The organism is Chryseobacterium gotjawalense (assembly GCF_030012525.1).
In the GTDB taxonomy this organism is placed as follows: domain Bacteria; phylum Bacteroidota; class Bacteroidia; order Flavobacteriales; family Weeksellaceae; genus Kaistella; species Kaistella gotjawalense.
Map to the genome: position 1 here is coordinate 888974 of NZ_CP124855.1, position 22836 is coordinate 911809.

General features: G+C 35.5%; 17 protein-coding genes and 1 tRNA gene. 7 read left to right on the forward strand and 11 right to left on the reverse strand.

The genetic code is table 11. The features are described from left to right. Nucleotides 1-55 precede the first annotated feature (55 nt). The 5 genes from QGN23_RS03985 to QGN23_RS04005 form a co-directional block, all read right to left on the reverse strand. Entirely contained in the window at nt 56-607 is a 552-nt protein-coding gene (locus tag QGN23_RS03985; RefSeq protein WP_282905740.1) for a DUF1003 domain-containing protein, read from the reverse strand. 224 nt (nt 608-831) lie between these two features. Next, nucleotides 832-1620 (reverse strand): TIGR02757 family protein, encoded by a 789-nt coding sequence (locus QGN23_RS03990; protein ID WP_282905741.1) that lies wholly within the window; start codon nt 1618-1620, stop codon nt 832-834. Between the two features lie 8 nt (nt 1621-1628). Then, the gene (locus tag QGN23_RS03995) at nt 1629-2546 is read right to left on the reverse strand and encodes a ribonuclease Z (protein ID WP_282905742.1); all 918 of its coding nucleotides are present in this window, start codon (nt 2544-2546) and stop codon (nt 1629-1631) included. A 257-nt stretch (nt 2547-2803) separates the two neighbouring features. After that, nucleotides 2804-6067: a cytochrome c biogenesis protein CcsA gene (gene ccsA, locus QGN23_RS04000; protein ID WP_282905743.1), complete on the reverse strand. Its 3264-nt coding sequence runs from the start codon at nt 6065-6067 to the stop codon at nt 2804-2806. A 242-nt stretch (nt 6068-6309) separates the two neighbouring features. Further along, nucleotides 6310-6960 carry a protein-L-isoaspartate(D-aspartate) O-methyltransferase gene (locus tag QGN23_RS04005; RefSeq protein WP_282905744.1) on the reverse strand — a complete coding sequence of 217 codons (651 nt, stop codon included), beginning with the start codon at nt 6958-6960 and terminating at the stop codon, nt 6310-6312. Nucleotides 6961-7112: 152 nt separating this feature from the next. Here QGN23_RS04005 and QGN23_RS04010 point away from each other — a divergent pair, with 152 nt between their 5' ends. The 5 genes from QGN23_RS04010 (at nt 7113) to QGN23_RS04030 (ending at nt 10953) form a co-directional block, all read left to right on the forward strand. Next, complete coding sequence (locus QGN23_RS04010) at nt 7113-8075, forward strand: Gfo/Idh/MocA family protein (protein ID WP_282905745.1); 963 nt, start codon at nt 7113-7115, stop codon at nt 8073-8075. A gap of 17 nt (nt 8076-8092) precedes the next feature. Next, nucleotides 8093-8854 (forward strand): alpha/beta fold hydrolase, encoded by a 762-nt coding sequence (locus tag QGN23_RS04015; protein ID WP_282905746.1) that lies wholly within the window; start codon nt 8093-8095, stop codon nt 8852-8854. Then, nucleotides 8855-9673, forward strand: a complete 819-nt coding sequence (locus tag QGN23_RS04020) for a M23 family metallopeptidase (protein WP_282905747.1) — start codon at nt 8855-8857, stop codon at nt 9671-9673. A 10-nt stretch (nt 9674-9683) separates the two neighbouring features. After that, entirely contained in the window at nt 9684-10577 is an 894-nt protein-coding gene (locus tag QGN23_RS04025; RefSeq protein WP_282905748.1) for a 3-hydroxybutyryl-CoA dehydrogenase, read from the forward strand. A 136-nt stretch (nt 10578-10713) separates the two neighbouring features. Next, on the forward strand, nt 10714-10953 hold the full coding sequence (locus QGN23_RS04030) for a hypothetical protein (RefSeq protein WP_133440359.1): 240 nt from the start codon (nt 10714-10716) through the stop codon (nt 10951-10953). Nucleotides 10954-11020: 67 nt separating this feature from the next. Here the strand turns inward: QGN23_RS04030 and QGN23_RS04035 are convergent, their stop codons facing one another. From QGN23_RS04035 to QGN23_RS04050, 4 genes are all read right to left on the reverse strand, one after another. Further along, complete coding sequence (locus QGN23_RS04035) at nt 11021-11458, reverse strand: META domain-containing protein (protein ID WP_282905749.1); 438 nt, start codon at nt 11456-11458, stop codon at nt 11021-11023. A gap of 133 nt (nt 11459-11591) precedes the next feature. Next, on the reverse strand, nt 11592-13994 hold the full coding sequence (gene pheT / locus QGN23_RS04040) for a phenylalanine--tRNA ligase subunit beta (RefSeq protein WP_282905750.1): 2403 nt from the start codon (nt 13992-13994) through the stop codon (nt 11592-11594). 161 nt (nt 13995-14155) lie between these two features. Next, a complete protein-coding gene (gene dnaN / locus QGN23_RS04045; protein ID WP_133440356.1) occupies nt 14156-15286 on the reverse strand; it encodes a DNA polymerase III subunit beta in 1131 nt (376 codons plus the stop codon). Between the two features lie 99 nt (nt 15287-15385). Continuing rightward, nucleotides 15386-16102: a DUF2490 domain-containing protein gene (locus tag QGN23_RS04050; RefSeq protein WP_282905751.1), complete on the reverse strand. Its 717-nt coding sequence runs from the start codon at nt 16100-16102 to the stop codon at nt 15386-15388. 325 nt (nt 16103-16427) lie between these two features. Between QGN23_RS04050 and uvrA the strand changes: the two genes are divergently transcribed. Together uvrA and QGN23_RS04060 are read left to right on the forward strand one after the other, a co-directional pair. Next, entirely contained in the window at nt 16428-19214 is a 2787-nt protein-coding gene (uvrA, locus tag QGN23_RS04055) for an excinuclease ABC subunit UvrA (protein WP_282905752.1), read from the forward strand. Nucleotides 19215-19363: 149 nt separating this feature from the next. Then, nucleotides 19364-19435: transfer RNA gene (locus tag QGN23_RS04060), tRNA-Arg, on the forward strand. 98 nt (nt 19436-19533) lie between these two features. On the opposite strand, the gene QGN23_RS04065 is transcribed toward QGN23_RS04060, so the two are convergent. Beyond that, the gene (locus QGN23_RS04065; RefSeq protein ID WP_282905753.1) at nt 19534-22152 is read right to left on the reverse strand and encodes a hypothetical protein; all 2619 of its coding nucleotides are present in this window, start codon (nt 22150-22152) and stop codon (nt 19534-19536) included. Next, nucleotides 22094-22831 carry a GLPGLI family protein gene (locus tag QGN23_RS04070; RefSeq protein ID WP_282905754.1) on the reverse strand — a complete coding sequence of 246 codons (738 nt, stop codon included), beginning with the start codon at nt 22829-22831 and terminating at the stop codon, nt 22094-22096. The genes QGN23_RS04065 and QGN23_RS04070 overlap by 59 nt, the downstream gene beginning before the upstream one ends. Nucleotides 22832-22836: the final 5 nt, after the last annotated feature.

The window sequence follows — 22836 nt, forward strand, 5'->3', positions numbered from 1 at the left end:
ATAAAAAAAGATAAAGTCGAAAGCTGCTAACTACCCTCACAAGGTTTTTCGAAAGTTAGTTTTCCGGATGAAGATTCGCATTTTCTTCTTCAGTTTTTAAATCTTCCAATCGCTTCTGAAGATTGGCAATTACTTCTCTCATTGCTTTGATATCACTTTTATTAGAAGAAACATTGCTTTTTAACATTACATTTCTGGCGCGCTCGTTATGATCTTCATCATCATCGTCTTCAGCAATATCTTCGATGTCTTCCTGAATATCATCAATGTCTTCACTAATTTCTTCAATATCTTCCTGGATATCCTCAATATCTTCCTGAATTTCGTTTACGTCTTCTTTCAAATCTTCGATATGTTCATTGCTTCTGTTTACCGACATCTGAATGAAAATGGCCAGATAAATCGCTTCCAACGAAAGTACCGTTGTAAGCACCAAAAGCATCTTATCAAATTCAACAATACCAAAAATCGGAAGTAAAAACGCAGATATAAATATAATTGAATGTACAATTAACGAAGGAATAGAACCAATCCACCACATCACACCATCGGTAACACGAACTAGAAATTCGATTTTTTCTTTGGTTTTTTCTTCTCTGTTTTTCATTTTTTATTTTTCCTCAATTTATTAGGTAACTGTTTCAGCTTTTTAAACCACAAATTCACGACTTTTCCCCTTTATAATTCATTTAATTTTATTTCACCAATAAAAATCCAAAGGATTTATTTACAACAAATTCGTGAAATCGTGGCAAAAAAAATTATATTATTTTCAAATCCAAGAGATTAGACATTCACAATTTACTTTTATTACTTTTTGGTTTATAAGTCCTAAAACTCTTTATCAATTCCTAAACCAAAAAGTGCGAAATCATACTTCGCGGGGTCTTTATCATCGAATTTCCTTAAAACCAAATCCATTTCTTCCACCGTTTTCCAGTCGTTTTGTTTTCTTTGAATCAGATTGAGTTTGCGGGAAATATTTCCGGTGTGCACATCCAACGGAATGGATAAATTTTTCTGATCAATATTTTTCCAAATTCCAAAATCCACACCTTTCCGGTCTTTGCGAACCATCCAGCGCAGAAACATGATTAAGCGTTTTGCAGCGGAATTTTTGTAAGTCGAACTTACGTGCTTTGTACTTCGGTGAATTTGATTTTCTTTAAAAAATTCTGCTCTGAAGCGGTGGAGACTGTGGTAAAAATTGGTTTCATCTTCTTTCACTAAAAAGAGGTTTTCCAGCGATTCATTTTCTTTATAAAGTCTGCTTAAATTTCGGATGAACTCATTGAGATCTTCTTTGTTAAAAGTACGGTGAACAGAATGATGATGAAACAAATCCATATCTTTTTCCTGAAAATTCAGCACGAAATCATAAGGCGAGTTTCCCATCCACGACAATATTTTCTCTGCATCATTAATGATTGACTTTCGGGTTCCCCAGGAAATCGTTGCAGTTAAAAATCCAGCAATCTCTATATCCTGCTTTAAAGAAAACCGGTGTGGAATCTGAATGGGATCATTTTCGATAAAATCGGTATGGTTATACAAATCAGCTTTTTCATCGAGGAAATCTTTTAGAAATTCAGGTTCAGGAAATGGGTTTGGACTGTTCACTTTTCCTGTTATTTAATTTCTACCGGAACTAAGGCTTTGGGTAAATCGGTGTTGGGAAACACTTCGCGCGCTTCATTCAGGAAAACATTCAGATCATTATAGCGGTTAGAGAAATGTCCAATAATCAGTTGGCCAACGTTTGCTTTTCTGGCAATTCTTGCGGCTTCCAAAGCGGTGGTATGTCCGGTGTAATCAGCCATTTCTTTTAAATCATGTAAAAAAGTTGCTTCATGATACAACAGATCCACTCCGTTAATCAGCGGTAAAATAGATTCGGTATATCTGGTGTCACTGCAAAAAGCGTAAGAAACCGATTTCGTTGGATCTTTGGTTAATAGCTCATTTTTCAAAACATAGCCGTCACTTAGCACGAAATCTTTTCCGTTTTTTATATTCTGGTAATCGCAGGTTTCTATTTCCGGATATTTCGAAACTTCCTGCATGTTGAGATGCCTTTCTTTGGGTTTTTCGCGGAACAAATAGCCGTTGCAGTAAATGCGGTGGTCTAAGGGAATGGTAAAAACTTCCAATTTATGATCTTCATATATTTTCTCTGATTTTTTACTTTGCAGCTCGTGGTAAACGACTTCAAACCCTTTGTGTGTTTCTGTTAATCTGAATATGGTTTCCAGCATTTCTTTAATTCCTTTCGGACCGTACACATGCAGAGGGCTTTCGCGGCCTAATAACCGGAAAGAGGCAATTAATCCAGGCAAACCGAAACAGTGATCGCCATGTAGATGCGAAATAAAGATATGATTGATTTTTGAAAACCGTGCTTTTGCTTTTCTTAACTGAACCTGGGTTCCTTCGCCGCAATCAATGAGGAAACACCGCTCATCCATTTCCAGGAATTGTGCTGTAGGAGACGAATTCACCGTTGGAATTGCTGAGTTGAAGCCGAGAATAGTTAAGTGTGCGCTCAAAAGTGTTGGATGTTTGGTGTTGGATGCTGAGTTGCTGGAAGTTTAAATTTAAACAAATTTACTAATTATTTGGGGGATTTTGAAAAGAAAAACGGGTCTTGATTCTAGCCCCGATTGCAGCGGCATCCTTTTTTGAGGAGGAACGACGAAAAAAAGATACAGCGGAAAGCGGGACGGGTTTTGTAAAAAAGCGAAAATCTTGTTGCTCCTAAAAAAGAAATCCCGAAAACAAGTTCCGGGATTTAAAAATTTTATAATTATTTCGTATTTAATTTTTTGAATCTTATATAAGAAACGATGGCCAAAGTGAACATGAAAGCGATTCCGATATACACCCAAATTGGCACCGGCACAGGATCTCCCGCTGCGTAAGAATGCAATCCACTTAGGTAGTAGTTTACACCGAAATAAGTCATTACAATGGTGCTGATTGCGAATAAAGCTGCCACGTGGAAAGCCCATCTGCCCCGTAATCCCGGAACTAATCTCATGTGTAATACGAAGGCGTAAATCATCACGGAAATGAAGGCCCAGGTTTCTTTTGGATCCCAGCTCCAGTATCTTCCCCACGATTCGTTTGCCCAGATTCCACCAAGGAAAGTTCCTACGGTTAACGCGTATAATCCTATGGTTAAAGACATTTCTGAAACGATCGTTAATTCTTTGATCGTGGTATCATGGTGAATTTTATAGATCTTTTTGTTGGAGAAAATATAGAAAAACAACGTAATAATCGCAATAACCATGGAGAGTCCGAAGAATCCGTAACTCGCTGTGATAATCGCCACGTGGATAATCAACCAATAAGATTTCAATACCGGAACAAGCGGTGTAATCTGCGGATCCAGTGCTGAACCACCGTGTGCAAATCCCATCATTATTACTGCTACCATAAATCCGGCTGCAGGAATTAGTGCGTTTGAGTTTCGGTACAATAATAATCCGGCGGAAATCCCAACCCAGGAGATGAAGATAATCGCTTCATAACCGTTACTCCATGGTGCGTGACCTGAAATATACCATCTTCCGATTAAACCTAAGAATTGCAGGAAATAACCAACCAGGCCAACAAGAATCAACCCTTTGATTATTTTATTTAAAATCTTATTCGGTTTGAATAATTCGATGAATCCTAACAATAATAATAAACCACCGATGACCGAATAGAACATCAATAAGTAAAAGTTGATGTTTGCTTTGTTCATCAATACTTCTAAATTTACTTTTGATTCATTCGGAACTACGTTTTTTCCCCAGGTTTTTTGGTATTGCTCTAATTTCGCCAATTCGGCGTCTGCTTTGCTCCAGTCTCCGGATTTTTGCGCGGCTAAAACTTCTGAGAAATAAGGTCCCATCACTTCCTGTGAAGCGGTATCGGGTTCGAAGTTTTGGTCTAGCCAGGAATGCCAGGTATTATTCGGATCATTCTTCACAGGGACAATTCTCATAAACTGTCCGCTGAAAAATTCATTAAATGCCTGAACACGGTCATTTACTTTAATTACTTCTTTATCGTAATTGGTCTGTTCTGCCGGTTTTTTTCTAAAAGCTTCCTGATAATCCTGTTCTAAAACATAGTGAAGAGCGCCAGTTTCGTCAGCAGGGAAAAGCGACATCAACGTGGTATAACCTTCGTCGTTGGCTTTTGTTTTATTCTTCAATTCGTCGCCACCTTTTTCACCCACTTTAATTAAAGGAACCATGGTCCAACTTGCAGTATCGGTATTGATGGACAAAAACCACTGATCTGCACTTATGTGTTTTCCATCAGTTCCGCGGAAAGCGTCTTTTTTATATAATTTCCTTAGAACATCCAAAGCCTGCGTGTTCATGGGAACAATACGGCCTTCGTAGTTTTGAACCAATAAATAACCGAATTTTTCTGCGTGCTCTTTTGAAATTGTATTTTTGGCAATAATCTCGTCAGCAGTAATGGGCTTTGGAGATTTTAGCATTTTTGCATTCTGCTGTTTCCGGGGAGCCGGCTCTGCTGTTAACACATCTGCTGCGCCGTGGCCATGACCATCATCTGCAGAATGAACATGTTCGCCAGAACCATCGGTATTACCATGCGTTTCAATTTTCTGGGCATTAAAGTTTAATGTCAGTAAAATTAATAACAGCGTGGCTGCTTTCTTTTTGCTTACGTTTTTCAACATTTGATTCAGTTTCCAGAAATGGGTTCCTTTCCAGAAGAAAATCACAAACATTCCACCAAACAGGAAGAAATAACCGATGTAGGTAATTAAAGTTCCCCAGAAATCATGATTTACAGAAAGAACCGTTCCTTTTCTGTCCGGATCAAAACTCGCCTGGAAAAAGCGGTAACCGCCATGATTTAAAACGTGATTCATATAAATTTTATAAGGCGTCTGTTTGCCGTTGTCAATAATCTGTACATGGCTTTCATAAGCACTTGGCGACGAACTGCCCGGATAAGTTTCCATGACGAATTTTTCAAGTTTTAAAGAAAAAGGCGTGGTATATACTTTCGGTCCGAACCCAAGAATAATATTCATACCATCCAGAGAGATTTGTTTAAAGGCATTTGGATTTCCTTTTTCAACCGGAAGATCAACGATCACTTTTGATTTTGGTCCCTGAACTTCGACTTTTAAATTATCAGAAACATCTTTATCTTTTTTACGGTCCCCTTCATAAGCAACCAGTTTTCCTTTCATCAAACCTTCAGGAACAACCAATTTCAAATCATTGATGGAATATAAACTTCTTAAGATCAAAGGTTCATATTCATCTTTTTTTGTCGTCCCTTTTGCCTGGGTTGCCATGGTCATATATTCCGATTCCACGGGTGTTTTGATGAGCAACGTCCCATTGGTATTGTTAAATTCCACCGCGCCATCGATCGCTCTGTTGAATGAAACCAAAGTTCCGTTCACCAGTTTAGAATCTCCGGGTTTGATGTAGATATTTTCACGTCCAGATTGTCCTGTAGAAACCAAATGCAGATATTCTGTTCCTGCCGGATCAACAACCAGACTGTCTTTTTTTCGCTGAATAAAATCAAGCGCTTTTACCGAAACCTTTTTCCCGTGATAGTCATAACTTGCTTTAAGATTTTTGTGAAGTGGCGACATCAGATAAGGAACATCCTGATAATTCAAAATATCACCTTTTTCTTCGATTTGAATTTTAAAGAAATTTTTGTCGGTAATAATTTCGTTAGACGTTTCGCCTTCGCGGATGTGCATAATTCCTTCAAAACTGATATATCGGGTGACTGCACCACCGAGGAATATTAAAATAAATGACAAGTGAAAAACCAAAACCGGCCATTTTTCTCTGCGCCAAAGTCGGTATCGTGAAATATTTCCTACGAAGTTTAACATGAGTAAAAGCATCACGAGCTCAAACCATTTTGCTTCGTAAATCAGTGCTTTTGCGGTAGGAGTTCCGTAATCATTTTCCAGAAAAGTAGCATAACCCATTGAAGCGGCGTACACTAACAACAAAACCGCCATGGTTCTGGTCGAAATAAGAATGTTTTGAATTTTTTTCATGAGAATCTAAAACTTTACTTTTAACTGAAAAAAAGTTTATTCTTGATTTCAGGTATTTTAATTTAGAATAAATTGAACGCTTGCAAAAATACAATCTATATATTGAATGAGCGAATTTGCAGGATGATTTTTATTAGGTTCAGGAAAACGAAAAATGAGTTAAAAAAGAGCGTTTTAAAAAGATGAATTTGAATATAAAAGTGTTTCATTTTATTTTCAGAGAAGCGAAACTTTCATCCTGTTTAATGGTTGGTATCGTTCAACATCGGTACAAATTTATAAGCACCAAATTCTTCCCGTTCGAATTCTCTTTCTGATCTTTTGGTAAACCGTGTCAGGATTTGCTCATCGGTTTTTCCCAGAGGGATGACCATTTTCCCGCCCACTTTTAACTGATGAAGTAATTCTGTGGGTAAAATTTCGGCGCCGCAAGTGACCAATATTTTATCAAAAGGAGCAAAAGTTGGAAGTCCCAGAAAACCATCACCAAAACTTTGAAATTTCGGACGGAGATGCAGTTCTCTAAATTTTTTCTGCGAAAAATCATGCAGATCCTTTTGTCTTTCAATGGTGTAAACCCAAGCATTCATCGTTATTAAAACCGCCGTTTGATAACCACATCCTGTACCGATTTCCAGCACTTTATCCTTTTCTTCAATCTCCAGAAGAGCGGTTTGCTCAGCAACGGTTGATGGATGCGAAATAGTTTGTTTTGCTAAAATCGGAAAAGCCCGGTCTTCATAAGCATAATCTTCAAAAACACTTTCTAAAAAAAGATGGCGCGGAACTTTGTTAATTGCTGCCAAAACATTCTCATCGGTGATATCCATTTTTTGCCTCAGATAATCCACCAAAATTTTCCTTTTTCCTTTATGTACGTACGAATCCTGCATGTCACAAAAATAGGAATTAGATTTGAGATTTTAAGACTTAAGATTTGAGACTTTTAAAATTCAGATTATATGGTCTTTTATCTATTATCTATTCGTCTATAATCTCTTCGTCTCTTGTCTAAAATTATTATCTTTGAAAAAATTAATTTTCTATGCTTAAAGCAGGTTTAGTTGGCGCAGGCCATTTAGGAAAAATCCATTTAAAATTATTAAATCAATCCGAAAAATACGAATTAGTCGGTTTTCATGATGCAGATAAAGAAAACGGTAAAAAACTGGAAGCGGAATTCGGTTATAAATATTTTGAAAATTTCGGGGATCTTTTAAGTGAAATCGACATGCTCGATATTGTGACTCCAACGCTTTATCACTACGATTATGCGATGAAAGCCATCGAAAACCGTAAACATTTTTTCATTGAAAAACCGGTGACGCAGACTTTAAAACAGGCCGAAGAAATCCTGTACAAATGCCGTGAATTCGGGATTAAAGCGCAGGTTGGTCATGTTGAAAGATACAATCCGGCGTTTATTGGTTCTAAAGATTATATTAAAGATCCGATGTTTATTGAGATTCACCGGTTGGCAGAATTTAATCCCAGAGGAACTGATGTTTCTGTGGTTTTGGATTTAATGATCCACGATCTGGATATTTTATTGTCGATTGTAAAATCAAAAGTGAAAGCCATTCATGCGAGCGGAGTTTCGGTCGTTTCGAAATCTCCGGATATCTGTAATGCGAGAATTGAGTTTGAAAACGGTTGTGTGGCGAATCTGACGACTTCCAGAATTTCGATGAAAGCGATGCGGAAATCCCGTTTTTTCCAGAAAGACGCTTATATTTCCGTTGACTTTTTAGAGAAAAAAGCCGAAGTAATCCGCATGAAACCGGCACCGGAACACCCAAGTGATTTCGATATGATTATTGAAAATGCTGAAGGTGAAAAAAATCAGATTATTTTTGAATATCCGAACATTCAGCCCAATAATGCAATTCTTGATGAACTGGAAAGTTTTGCGGATGCGATTACTGAAAATAAAAAGGTAGAAGTTTCTTTGGAAGACGGAACGGAAGCGTTGAAAGTTGCGCTGGAAATTGTGAGGTTGATTTCATAATTACTCAAAAATTGCGAATGAAAAAATCATTAATTATATTTATTTTATTCTCGCTTTTAGGTTGTAAATCAAAAGTAGCGACTGATCATTCGAATCATAAATATTTATTATCTCTAGTAAAGTATAGAGATTCAACTCGCAATCGAGTAATTCCTATAGCGATCTACGGACATTTAGACAAAAAATTAGTGAGCAAAACTCCCATAATTTTCAGTCATGGTTATGGTGGAAATAAGGGAGGTGACTACATTGAAGATTACACTTATTTATTGGAAACACTCGCCAGCAAAGGTTATTTTGTAATCAGCATTCAGCATGAGTTAAAGACGGATGAACTTCTTGCAATGGATGAACCTTTAAAAGTTACAAGAATGCCAAATTGGAAAAGAGGTGCAGAAAATATCGGTTTTGTTTTAAATAAAATAAAGGAAGAATATTCTTCACTAAATTTTGATAAACTAGTTATAATTGGTCATTCTAATGGTGGAGATATGTCGGTTCTATTTGCACATCAACATCCGGAATTGATTCATAAATTAATTTCTATGGATAACAGAAGAATGGATTTACCAAAAACGCATAAACCAAAAGTTTATACTTTACGTTCAAGCGACTATCCGGCCGACGAAGGCGTTTTACCTTCTAATGAAGAACAGAAAAAATTTGGAATTACCGTTCAATTCACTGATATAAAACATAGCAGTATGGATAATGACGCTAATGAAGAGGAACGAAAATACTTGACTTCAAAAATATTAGAGTATCTGAATGAAAATTAAATGAAAAAAATATTATTAATATTATTTTTGTTTGTTCAAACTTTTCTTTTCTCCCAAGAGAAATGGAATATTAAATTTTACAATGAAGTCAATAACCGCGAGATTTCGATATTTGCGGACAATAACGAGCTGATGCCGATGTCTGCACAGTTTACTTTTAAACTGACCAATTTAACGTGTACATTGCCAAATGACGACATCGTGGTTATTCCACCTCAAACTAAAAAATTTCTGATCGCCAAACTGATTCCCATTAAACCCAAAGAAGCCAACTCGTTCTCTTACACCAATTCCTATAATTTTGGAAATGCACGACAGGAAAGTTTTGATGATGATTATATCTACGCACTGCCTTTTGAAAAAGGTAAAACACAGACCATTTTTCAGGGTTATAACGGAAAATTTTCGCATCAGAATGAATTTTCACTGGACTTCGACTTAAAAATGGGAAGTCCGATTTTGGCTGCCCGGGAAGGAATTGTAGTAGAAGTGGTGAACAACAATAACCGGAGTTGTCCTGATATTTCCTGCGCAAAATTCAACAACAGAATTCTCGTCATGCACAGCGACGGTACTTTTGCCGATTACTCTCATTTGAAATTCCAGGGCGCAGTCGTGAAAAAAGGCGATCTTGTAAAAAAAGACCAGCTTCTCGGTTACAGCGGAAGTACGGGATTTGCAAGTGGTCCCCATTTACATTTCGCCGTGTTTATTAATCGGATAGACGGAAAAAGGACATTTATAAAGACAAAATTTAAAACTTCTGAAAGTGAAGCAACGCTTTTAGAAGAAGGAAAAAGTTACACTAAAAATTATTAAAAATTTAAATATGAATAAAAATATTGTTGTTATCGGAGCCGGAACCATGGGAAACGGAATTGCGCATACTTTTGCACAAACCGGTTTTAAGGTAAATTTAGTAGATGTTTCACAGCAGGCATTAGACAAAGGTTTGGCAACGATTACTAAAAATCTGGACAGAATTATTTCCAAAGGAAACCTTACCGAAGAACAGAAATCTGAAACTTTAAATAATATTTCGACTTTCACAAATCTGGCAGATTGTGCTTCAAACGCGGATTTAATTGTAGAAGCAGCTACAGAAAACCTGGATTTAAAGCTGAAAATCTTTAAACAGATGGACGAATTAGCTCCTGCGAACTGTATTCTTGCAACCAACACTTCTTCGATTTCGATTACCAAAATTGCGTCGGTAACTAATCGTCCCGAAAAAGTAATCGGAATGCACTTTATGAATCCCGTTCCGATTATGAAACTCGTGGAAATCATCAAAGGCTACTCTACTTCCAAAGAAACGTTTGACGAGATTTATGAGATGAGTAAAACTTTAGGAAAAACGCCGACCGAAGTGAACGATTATCCGGGTTTTGTGGCGAACAGAATTTTGATGCCGATGATTAACGAAGCCATCGAAACTTTATATAACGGAGTTGCCGGAGTGGAAGAAATCGATACCGTGATGAAGCTGGGAATGGCTCATCCGATGGGACCTCTGCAACTGGCAGATTTCATTGGACTGGATGTTTGTTTGGCGATTCTTAATGTGATGTACGACGGTTTCAAAAATCCAAAATATGCACCGAATCCTTTATTGGTGAATATGGTTACGGCAGGAAAATTAGGAGTGAAATCCGGTGAAGGTTTTTATGATTATTCGGAAAGCAGAAAAGCGGAGAACGTTTCGAAAATGTTTTTGAAATAATTTTAAATGCTTAAACTTTTCCTCCAAATTAAAAACAGAGATAATCCGTTCGAAAATTTCAGGAAAATATAAAATTCACAGGAATCAATTTCAATAAATAATTATTATCTTTGACGCAGTTATAAACATTAAGAAAATGAAATTACCAAAGTTTTTATTAGCAGACAATTCAGATTTTCCTGAAGATTTATTCGTAGTTCACACCGAATACCCAAGATTTGTTTTGAATGTTGAGGAAGAGGAAGTAGAATGGTTCGATGACCTGGAAGGAGATGACGAAGAAACTGTAGCAGATGAAGCTACAAAAGTAGTCGAAGCAGCTTTCAAATGGTGCGACGAAGAACTCGCTAAATATGACGAGGAAGAAGAAGACTAAATAGCAAAACAAAAAGGAACTCCGCAAAGAGTTCCTTTTTTTATGCAGAATGGTGATGAAGTAAAGTTTATAACTTATTAAATTTCAATAACAAAAGGTTTCCTTTATACAGTTCTAACGTAGATCCGTTCACCACATATTTCGTAGCAGCGCCCAACATACTGAAGAAGTTGGTTTCTTCGCTCATATTGTCACACATCATTTTAGTAGAACCGATATTCTTGGTAGAAAAATTCCCGACAGTACGGTCCAGCATTACCTCTCCAAAATAACTGTTACAGCCGCCATTTCCGGTAATTTTTGCAGTTTCTATAACCAAAGTCGGCTTTTTGCCTTTTACGTTATCAGCCAAAGTCCATTGGGTATTTGCAATATTGGGTTGCGGAGTTCCAACTTTTGATTTGGAAGTTGCCATGGTTGAGCAGGAAACAACCGTTGCAGCTGTAAAAATGGCTAAGAAAATATTTCTAAAAATATTCGTTTGTGGAAAGTGAATTGCTTTCATTTTTAAAATTTTAATACCTCAAATTTAAGTAATAATATTGATTTAACGGATAACAGCAGGATTTAATGTTTCTGGGAAAACAAAAAAGCATCTCTTTTCAGAAATGCTTTTTTATTGGTATTAATCGATTTGTCTAAGATCTTAATTCTGCAGAAAATTCTTTCTGGAAAGTTTTGATTAAAGAATTCATCACTTCAGTAATATCTTTATCCTCCAAAGTTTTTTCTTCATTTAAAAGTTCAAAACTCATGGCGTAAGATTTCTTTCCTTCCGGAAGATTCTTGCCTTCATAAACATCAAATAAATTAATATTTTTTAAATATTTTGAAGGATTGTTTCTCGCCGCTTTATAGAGTTCGGCGTAGGTGATATTCTTGTCAATCAGTAAAGCGAGGTCTTTTCTGGTTTTATTGAATTTTGGAATATCTTTGAATTTCAGATTATCTTTGGTTCTGAAACGCTGTGCAACTTCCAGTTCTATTTCTGCGTAGAAACATTCCTGATCGATATCCGCATCTTTCAATAATTCGGGACTTACTTTTCCTAACCTTGCGACGGTTTTTCCGTTCACCGTTAATTCAATTGCATCGGAAAAACGGGGATCTTCCAGGTATTTTTCTTCAACCGAAACCGGGAGTGAATCCAAAAGAATTTTCAAATACGATTTCAATCGGTAAAAATCGGTAACCGATTTTGGCTGCAACCAGTTTTCTGCTTCGTCTCGGCCTGAAACCAAAATTGCCAGTTGTTTTCTTTCCAGATAAGTTTGTTTTTTGTGATAGATTTTGCCCAGCTCAAAAAACTTAATATTCTGATTTTTTCTTTTAATATTATAATCAGCATTTTCCAAAAGTCCTTCTAATAAAGACTTTCTCATAAATGCTAAATCTCCGCTTAAAGGATTTAAAAGTCGCACCGCCTCTGTTTCATCTTTCACCGATGTTAAAGAATTGTTCATCACTTCATTGAAGCCGTTGCTTTGCAAAGTTCTCGCCCAGCCGTTTTCCAGAGCATCCTGGTCATCAAAACTTAATTTTACTGGCGTGAAAGAAATCTTTTGTGGAGAATCAATTTTGTTGTATCCGTAAATTCTTAAAATTTCCTCAATCACATCAATTTCTCTGGTAACATCGGCTCTGTAAGCAGGAACAGAAATTTCTAAACCATTCTGAATTTCATTTAAAACCGTAATTTCGAGTGATTTTAAAATCTCTTTGATTTTTTCTTTATGAATTTTTGTTCCTAAGATTTGCTCCACTTTAGAAAAACGAAGAATAATATAATGGTCTTCGATTTTTGCCGGATAATGTTCCAAAAGTTCGCCCACCATTTTACCACCCGCAATTTCTGCGATCATAGCGATTGCGTGTGTCAGCGCGGTTCTGGTCATATTGGGATCTACTCCCCGTTCGAAACGGAAAGAGGCATCGGTATTTAAACTATGAAATTTCGCTCCTTTTCTCACACCAACCGGATTGAAATAAGCACTTTCTAAAAAGATGGTTTTGGTATTTTCTGACACGCCGGAATTTTGACCACCGAAAACGCCCGCAATACACATTGGGTTATTTTCGCCGTCTTTGATCATGATTTCGGTTCCGTTCAGGGTTCGTTCAACGCCATCTAAAGTGGTGAATTTTGTTCCTTTTTCATTCACACCGACTTTCACTTTTTTACCAGCGATTTTATCACCGTCAAAGGCATGAAGCGGTTGACCCAAACCGTGAAGGATATAATTCGTGATGTCAACAATATTATTAATCGGACTTAATCCAATTGCTTTCAAACGGTTTTTCAACCAATCCGGAGAAGCCTTCACTTCTACATTTTCGATTACCGCACCGATATATCTTGGACATAATTCCGAATCTTCAACTTCAATTTGAAAATCAGTCGTTCCTTCAATATTTAAAGGTTTTGAAACTAATTTTTCAAAATTAGAATCATTTTGATGAGTACTTAAATAAGCGTTTAGATCACGGGCAACACCGTAATGTGCCATTGCATCCGTTCGGTTAGGCGTTAAACCAATTTCATAAACCAGATCATTGGTCAGCTCAAAATAATCTGCGAAATTTTTACCGACTTCAAATTTAGTTTCATCCAAAATCATGATTCCGCCGTGATCATCGCTCAAACCCATTTCATCTTCAGCACAGATCATTCCCTGAGAAACTTCACCACGGATTTTTGCTTCTTTAATGTCAAAAGAACTTCCGTCTTTTCCGTAAATTTTGGTTCCAACTACGGCGACAGGAACGGTTTGTCCCGCAGCAACATTGGGCGCACCGCAAACGATATTTAAGATTTTTCCGGATCCTACATCTACCGTCGTTACTTTTAATTTATCAGCATTTGAATGTTGCTCACAAGTCAAAATTTTCCCGACAACAATTCCCTCCAAACTGCCTTTCACAGATTCAAACGGATCAATTCCCTCCACTTCCAGACCAATATCAGTCAGGTATTCGCCAATCTTTTCGGATTTTAAATCGGTGTTAATGTATTCTTTCAGCCAGTTGTTTGAGATTTTCATTTCTGTCGTAAATTTCAGATGTTAAATTTCCTATTTCTTTAATAAAGCTATTAAAATAAGAAAGGTGCAAATATCGTGATTTTGAAGGTTAAAAAAAAATTGAGATTCAAAAAGTTTTGAATCTCAATTAATATGGTGTACAATTATTTAAAAGCGCTTTGTTACATCCCGATCACCGGCATCGAAAGCATCAGTAATTTTTCCTGATCTTCTAAACCATCTACCGGTTCGATGATTCCCGGTCGGTTGGGTTGTGACATTTTCATGGTGATATCGTCTGCTGAAAGCACCGATAACATTTCCGTTAAAAACTTAGAACTGAAACCGATATTGATGTCTTCTCCGTTGTAATCGCAGGGAATCTGCATATCTGCTTTGTTGGCAAATTCTGTATCTTCGGCATGCAAATGAAGAATATTTCCTGATAATTTGAAACGGACCTGGTTCGTGGATTTATTAGACATAATAGAAGCTCTTCTGATTGAATTCAATAAAAGACTTCTGTTAATCGTCAAAACATTTGGATTTTCTTTTGGAATAACCGCTGAATAATTGGGATATTTGCCATCGATCAGACGACAGATCCAGATATTATTTCCGAAAGTGAATTTTGCCATATTTTCATTAAACTCAATAGAAACTTCGTCGTTAGAAGATGCTAAAATGCTTTTGAAAATCGCCAGAGGTTTCTTCGGCATAATGAATTCTACCGGTTCAGCGTTCATCAAATCGGTTCTTTTGTAAACGACCAAACGGTGCGAATCTGTAGAAACGAAATTGGTTTCATCTTCTTTGAACTGGAACAAAACTCCGGTCATCACCGGGCGCAAGGAATCGTTGCTGGTTGCAAATAAAGTATTGTTTAAAGCTTCAGATAAAATACCCGCAGAAATGGTTACGCTTTGCGCTGCATCAAATTCAGGGATTTCCGGATAATCTTCTGCGTGATCCAGTGCCACAGCGAAGTTATCTTTCTCATCCAGTATTTCGAGCAGTTTTCCGTTTCCGTCTTCGGCATCTTTCACAGAAAGAGTCAGGGGTTGGTCGCCATAAGTTTTCACAAATTCCTGAAATATTTTAGCGGGAACTGCAATCCTTCCTTCTGCATCAGACTTCACCTCCAAAGAAGTAATCAAAGTCGTCTCTCCATCCGAAGCGGTAATTTTCAGGTTCTCTTTTTCAATTTCAAACAAAAAGTTTTCTAAAATCGGCCGCGACTGAGAATTGGAGATTACTCCGCTTACGGTTTGCAGAGCTTTCTGTAATTCACTACTTGAAACAATAAATTTCATAAAATCAATTATTATTAATTTCACAAATATATAAATTAAACCCTAAAAAATGCAATATTTGGCAGGATAAAAAAAGTTTCGGTGAAAAAGTTACCAACATTAATCTGTTTTCAAAACAGGACCATTTTTCCGCTTAGAAGGATCAATATTAATTTTCAGATTCAGATAAATAAGGTGTAAATTCTTATTTCCGGAATTTGAAAACTCTCTTTGCCAAAGATATCCCGATCCTACCCCAAAAGTTTGGTCAATCTGATAACTAAAACCAGCATAAACACGGTTTCTGGCAAACCCCGGATTATCGTTTAAAATAAAAAAGACTTCGTCGTAGGCATTTGCAGAAACAGTTCCCGACTCCACCGTTTCTGAATTCAGCGGAACCGAAACATTCAGCCTGTACCTGAATCTTATCCTGTCTGAATGCAAATCGGTAACAGGTTCGTAAAACCAACTTTTTTCAACTCTGAAACGGTTTTCAAATTTAAACTTTCCCGATTTTAACTCGATGATGTCCTGCAGCCATATCCTAAATTCTTCCTTACTAAAACGATGATTTTTGTAAGTGCCGTAGCGGCCGGCGCCAATGAGGATCTTCTGATTTTTAGATAAATTATACCCCAGTCCTCCTTTGATTTCATAATAATCCGGATAAGAATAGTCTTCTATTCCCCATAACTGGGCTTCTGCATCAATGTAAAATTTGGGATGAAATTTATAGGTCACCGTCAACACATCAAGACTTGAGATATGCTCGCGTTGCGCATTAACTACAGAAAAAAATGCTAAAAATAAAATCAGAAAAACCTGTTTTTTCATGGCATAAAGATAATTTATTTAGGCAATGTGAAAAAATAAATTTTTCTGATTAACTTTATTTTATGATGGTTTCAGAATTTAATGAAACGGTATTTTATAAGAAAACAAAAAATGCAGTACCGAAGTATTGCATTTTCTGTTTAGAAGGTTTAAGTAAAAACTTATCTTTTTCTCATCAAATGTGTAATTAAATCATTCAAAATTCTTCTCATGATATTACTACATTTTGGTTTCAACAAATATTGTGAATTTTATCGAAACATGCAAATAATTCCGATAAATTTTCTCTTAAAAAATCCGTAATTTTGTAGCCTTAAATTTTACAATGATTACACCGACAGATATTGATATTAAGAAACAGCTTTTCGTAAAAAATGCGCACCTTAATAATCTGAAACATATTGACGTTCTGATTCCTAAAAACAAATTGATTGTGATAACGGGAGTTTCAGGAAGCGGCAAATCGTCACTTGCTTTTGACACGATTTATGCGGAAGGACAGCGCCGATATGTCGAGAGTTTGAGTTCCTATGCACGGCAATTCTTAGGGAAATTAGAAAAGCCAAAAGTAGATGATATCAAGGGATTGGCTCCCTCAATTGCGATTCAGCAAAAAGTAATTTCATCGAATCCGCGTTCGACCGTTGGGACTTCCACCGAGGTTTATGACTATTTAAAATTATTATTTGCGAGAGTTGGGCGTACTTTTTCCCCAATTTCCGGCCGGGAAGTCAAAAAAGATTCGGTGACCGACGTTATTAATTTCATTCAGAAAAATGAAAGCCAGACTTTTCTATTGCGGACCCCTTTAGATTTTGATGTATCTAAATTTACCGAGCAGGCCAACACTTTAAAACTTTCAGGTTTTACAAGATTAGAAGTCAACGGAAATGTCGCAGGAATCGAAGATCTGGAAAGTTTCGGTTTTGTACCGGAAGCCGATATGGAAATTCAACTGGTGATTGACCGTTTCAGCTACGAAGAAGACGAAAGCTTTTTACAAAGGCTGGCAGATTCCATTCAGATGGCTTTTTATGAAGGCCACGGATACTGTTCTCTGAAAAATATAGAGACCGGAAAAATCACCGAATTCTCCAATAAATTCGAATTGGATGGCATGGAATTTATGGAACCTAACGTTCATTTTTTCAGTTTCAATAATCCTTACGGCGCCTGTCCGGAATGCGAAGGTTACGGAAAAGTAATCGGCATCGATGAAGATTTGGTGATTCCCAACAAAAACTTATCCGTTTTTGAAGAAACAGTTGCCAGCTGGAAAGGCGACAGCATGAGCGAATGGAAAAGAGATTTCATTAAAAAAGCCAAAGATTTCCCTATTCATAAACCTTATCATCAATTAACAAAAGAGCAGAAAAACTATTTATGGAAAGGCGACGGCACTGCAACCTTCCCTTCCATTAATAATTTTTTCAAAATGCTGGAAGAAAATTTATACAAAATCCAGTACCGTGTAATGCTGTCGAGATACCGCGGAAAAACGCTCTGTCCGACTTGCGAAGGTTTGCGTCTGCGCGAAGAAACCAAATGGGTGAAAATCGACGGGCATAATATACAATCGGTGATTGAGTTGCCTTTGGATGAATTCTTACCTTTAATAAAATCCTTAAAACTCAATAAACACGATGCTGAAATTGCCAAACGTTTGTTGTACGAAATTACCACGCGTTTAGAATTTTTGGATAAAGTTGGTTTGGGCTATCTGACCATTAACAGAACTTCGAATACACTTTCCGGTGGCGAAAGTCAGCGGATTAATCTGGCGACTTCGCTCGGAAGTTCTTTGGTGGGATCGATTTATATTTTAGATGAACCGTCGATTGGATTACATTCCCGGGATACCGAAAATTTAATTGAAGTCTTAAAAAGTCTTCGTGATTTAGGAAATACTGTAATCGTCGTAGAACATGATGAAGACGTAATGAAAGCCGCGGATTACATTATCGATATTGGTCCGGAAGCCGGATATTTGGGAGGTGAACTGGTCTTCGCCGGCCACTTTGATGATCTTGAAAATGCAGATACTTTAACTTCTAAATATCTGACCGGAAGATTAGAAATAAAAGTTCCGGAAACCCGCCGCAAACCAAAAGAATGGATCCACATCAAAGGTGCCCGCCAGAATAATTTAAAAAATATCGATGTCGATATTCCGCTGGAATGTCTGGTTGTGATTTCGGGAGTTTCGGGAAGTGGAAAATCTACTTTAATGAAAGAAATTCTGACCAATGATATTCAGATTCAGTTGGGAATGGGCGGCAAAAAAGGCGATTATGATTCCGTAGATTTCCCCGCCAAACTGATTAAAAACATTGAACTCATCGATCAAAATCCGATTGGTAAATCCTCGCGTTCAAATCCTGTTACTTATTTAAAAGCCTACGACGATATTCGGGATTTGTTCTCGAAACAGAAACTGGCGAAAATGCAGGGTTTAATGCCGAAACATTTCTCCTTTAATGTAGATGGCGGGCGATGTGACGAATGCAAAGGTGAAGGCGTAATTACCGTCTCCATGCAGTTTATGGCCGATATTGAACTGGAATGTGAAACCTGTCACGGTGCGCGTTTTAAAAATGAAATCCTCGAAATTAAATATGACGAGAAAAACATTTCAGACATTCTTCACATGACGGTGGATGAAGCTTTGGAATTCTTTAAAGACAACGAACAGCCTAAAATCGTGACCAAGTTAAAACCTTTGCAGGAAGTTGGTTTAGGCTATCTGCAGTTGGGACAGAGCTCCTCTACCCTTTCTGGCGGCGAAGCGCAAAGAGTAAAATTAGCATCGTTTCTTGTAAAAGGAGCAACGACCGATAAATCGCTGTTTATTTTTGATGAACCTTCAACAGGTTTGCACTTTCACGATATCAATAAATTACTGAAATCGCTTCAGGCTTTAATAGAATTAGGACATTCGGTGATTGTCATTGAACATCAACCCGACATTATTAAAACCGCAGATTATATTATCGACATCGGTCCGGAAGCCGGAAAATACGGGGGCGAAGTTGTTTTTGCGGGGACTCCCGAAGATTTGGTGAAGAATAAAAAATCCCATACCGGGAAATATTTGAAGGAGAAATTGACGTAATTTGATTTACCGAAACATAACAAAAGCCAACTTTTCGGAGTTGGCTTTTTGGTGAGCGCTGTTAGAGTTCGAAGCTCTAACAGCGCTTTCAATATTTTTAAAAACAGGCGATATTCTAAAGAAGAAATCCTAAATTTGAACTCATTTTCAGCTTCATAGTTCAACGGATAGAACAAAAGTTTCCTAAACTTTAGATCCGGGTTCGATTCCCGGTGAAGCTACAAAAATATTATAAATCGACAATGCACGCATAAGAAACAGGAACGAACGTTTCTTTTTTCGTTTATTTTCGTATGCATATCCATTTACAACAATTTCTTTAAAAATAATATTTCAGTCCACCCACAATATATCCAGGCAGCGCTGAAATTACTGATTCTTCAAATGCTAATTCACTATTGTAAGAATTTATGTATTTAAATGATTTCATATTTAATAGATTATCATATAAAATATTATATTCTATTTTAGAATTAATAGGCTTAAAGGACAAGCTACCTCCTAATAGAAAATTCCTCAAAACATTTGTTTGCGAATTTTGAACCAAGTAATCTCCTTTTAAATTATATATGAAATTTTTCTTAATATTACCAGAAATGGCAAAATAGAATTTCTTGTTTTGTTGTGTGGAATAACTATCGTAAAAGCTTTGTTCAAAAATATTTTCTTTAAAACTATAACCTAAATCAAATTGAAAAAGAAAATTCTTAAAATTTGAAGATAATACTTGGGAAATTTCATAACTTTTGAAGGAAGACCTATTATTAAAACCCTCAATTTGATTGTTATTCATACTTGAAGAATTAGAAAATTTAGATTTCAAGGTGGCAAATTTAAAAACTTTCCGCTCGTCTGAAACATGCAAAAATAGTCTTTCTTTGTTGGCTCCGAAAATACCTTCAGTTCTATAAAAACTATTTACATTCACCATATTTGTTGTAATATTAGGATGATCTCTATTATAGATTAATAAAAATAAGAAATAATTACCCTTTTGCAAATTAAATCTACTCCACGTGAATTTATAATTTTCGGTTCTAAATAATGAATCATCTTCAATGGATAGATTCTGGTAAAAAGATAAGTTTTTAGAATAAAATGGTATTGTGAAAAGCTGATCAGGATGAACATAGGAATATTTAGAATTATATTCTAATTTGTAACTAGTACTAATTCTAGCAATCGGATTATAAATAATTTTAAAATTATGACTTAAGAAATGATTATCAGACTTATTAAAATTGACGAAATTCGAACCAACATTATAAGTTAAGTCAACATTAAATATTTTTTTATTGACAACAAAATTATTGGAATAAACTAAATATTGTAAGTCATTATTTTGGAAAGAATTTGAGTTTTTTTCATTTAACGATGAATTAGACCATTCAGATGAAAACTCGGACTGGTATTCAAAATTCAAAAAATTATTTTTATTTTTGAAATCAGCATTAAAACTGTATTTCTTCGATTTTAGATTATAATCTTGCTTTATAAATTTATCATTCGTAAAAAATAAGTCATCATTTGACATAATATCCAACTTACGGTTTTCTGACTGCAAAATTTGGTTAAAAGAAAGAATAAGATCTGAATTAAAAACTCTTTTATTTAAAGAAATAAGATTTGAAATATTTTCTTTTCGAATTTTATTATCAATGGCATATAAAATATTTGAATTATAATATTGACGGTCAATATCGTTTTCAAAAGTGTCGGAGGAAGGATTCATTTTGAAATCGTAATACAGGAAGCCATTACTCAACTTTTGTTTTAGTTTTAATTGCAAAGCTCCTAGAAATCCATGGTTATTTTCAGATTTTTTTTCGGAAACATTAAAGTTTTGAAAGTCACCATTGAAAAACATCTTGTTAGTTGAATTAAACTTCTGAAGTTTAGTTAGATTTACGATGGCGAAACTTGTAATCTGAAAAGATTTTGAAGATTTTGAATATTGTAATGCTCCAAAAGAGTTGTTCTTATTTTTAGCCAAACCATCGTTATTAAGAAAAGATGGCATTTCATTAAATGTAGAAGCGTTTTTAAAATCTACAGCTTCATTATAATTCATTTCAGAAAAATCTGAATAGCTAATTGGATCTTTCGCGATATTATTAAAATCACTAATAAAGGAAAAATTTCCTTTATTATTAAAGTTAAATAAGTTTGCATGAAAAAGATATGCATCATTGGAACCGTAATTCCCTTCTGCATTTCCTGTAATTCTACTTCTATATTCCTCTTTTAATTTTAAATTTAATGCTGTTGAACTATTACCATTAATGGTAGTATAGTTTCTCCATAAATCGACTCCTGCCAACATATCTGCAGAAATATTTTTTGTGGCCAAAGTATGGTTTTTACCAAAAAATTCATTACCATCAATTAGAATATTTCCTACAATGTCTCCCTGATAAGTAACTTTTCCAAATTCATTAATTTCTAATCCTGGTAGCTTTTTAATAATATCTTCGGCATTTCTTTCACTACCGTCAACGATTGCCTTGAGATTATAAGAAATAGTATCCTTCCTTTCAAAAACAATGTTTGGTCGAGCTTTAATCTCAACCTTCTCTATTTCTGTTAACTGAGCTTCTAAAGTAATGTCAAATCTGTTCGCTTCTTCAGTATTAATAGAAACAAATTTCGTTTTAAAAAAAAATGAAGAAATTTTTAAAGAATATTTTCCAGGAACTGAAATATTAAAAAAACAAGATCCTCCCTTATTAGTTTTTCTAAAATCTATTAATTTATTATCTTTTAAAAGTTGAAGATTTACATCTTCTACATTAAAATCATTCTCGCTTGTAATATTTATAGTGATTTTCTGAGAATAAAAAGAGTTTGAAATACCAAAAAGCATGAATATTATTATAAAACTAAAGATGAATTTCTTTTCTAATTTTTGTTGGATTTGCTTCTTTACTCTTGATTTCATTCATTTTATTTTCAAAACTACTACCTTCATAAACGTCTAACTTCTTGTTGATCGATTCCACCTCTGATAATTTTGCTTCGTTGCTAATTTTAGTAGCATAAATTATGAAATTATCTGATTGCACTTTTAAAACTAACCCCGGAAACATTCCGTATACAAAAGGACCTGTAGAAACGGGAATATCTTCTGTATACCACACTTTTATCACTTGACCTCGATCCGTTGTAACTTCTACTAGTTTACATTTATAATTATCAACGTACTCTATGTCGTTTAAATAATTAATTGTTGAAAATATTGGTTTAAGTTTTTGATAAAAATCCTCTCCATTGAAAGATTTAAATTGAAAATAATGATCTGATCCTTTTTCTTTAAAAATTTTCAAATCTTCTTTTCTAAATTTTTCTATTTCAATCTTTGTATTCTTTTTATCGACTTCAGCTCGGCTTTTTTCATTAACGATTACTTGATCTGGGAAATTTCTATAAAAGGAATTGCCATTCGCAAAATAAAGAATTTGTTTTTCAGGCTTTTTATTAATCTCTGCTATTCTCTTATCAAAACCTTCTGTAGCATTTGTCTTATATGATACATTGTTTACAAAATTGTACTCCACTTTCAAATGTTGAGAATAACAAAAATTAAATGACAGCAATAAGAGAATTATTATTTTTTTCATGTTTT